General features: G+C 37.6%; 1 protein-coding gene. It reads left to right on the top strand.

Features of this window, described 5'->3' with window-relative positions:
* A partial coding sequence (locus H5202_RS23460) for a GGDEF domain-containing protein (protein ID WP_182774111.1) occupies window positions 1–801 on the top strand: 801 nt, incomplete at its 5' end.
* Window positions 802–909: the final 108 nt, after the last annotated feature.

The following is a 909-nucleotide window of genomic DNA, read 5'->3' as shown; positions in this document are numbered from 1 at the left end:
GGATACTGTATCGTTATTCTTACCCGAGTCTATTTACGTCAATACAAAAATAAAGATAATAATTCTCTTGGTACAGTGCAATTACTATTAGGAGCCGCGAGCATATGGATGGTAACTGGCGTAGCGGATACGTTAACAGGAATACAGATTATTGATCTGCCCCCCTTAACATGGGTTGGTTCTTTTTTAGTAACATGCTGTAACGCTTGGATCCTGGTTCTTCACATTGATGACCTTTATGAGCAAAGGCGGCAGTTAAATACTCGCCTTATGTATGATCATCTCACTCAAGCTTTCTCACGCAGCTACTTTGAATTCCGTTTGACCGAAGCCATTAATAAAATGTCGAGAAACCATTCAATTAAATTGCACCTATGTATATTTGATATAGACAACTTTAAAACTATTAATGACAGTTATGGACATATAAACGGAGATGAATTACTCAAAAAAATAGCAACGATTGTCAAAAAGAACATTCGTTCTATTGATTGCTTTGCCCGTTTGGGAGGGGATGAATTCGTTCTTTTACTTATTGACTTAGATGAACAGCAGGCTTATGAAATCGTTGAACGGATAAAAAAGAGTATATTTGAGACCACATTTGGGCTAAGCGCAGTGCAATTTAGTGCTTCATGTTCTTTTGGGATGGTGAGCTCAGGAGCAGAACACTTAGTCAGTAAAAATCTCTCAAAACAACTATTATCTAAAGCAGACGAAGCGCTCTATGTCGCCAAAAATCAAGGCAAGAATACAATTAGAGCATTAAATTTATCGACATCAGAAGCGCTGATTACCTAGCATGTTGGAGTAAGAAACGATTGACAGCATTCATTGTGCTGCTATTTAGTCACAGACTCTTATCAATGCTAAGTATTAACTCAGAATCTATTACAGGGTCGAACGCTT

The organism is Shewanella sp. SG41-4 (assembly GCF_014164505.1).
Lineage (GTDB): Bacteria > Pseudomonadota > Gammaproteobacteria > Enterobacterales > Shewanellaceae > Shewanella.
This window is presented reverse-complemented; position numbering and strand designations above follow the sequence as displayed.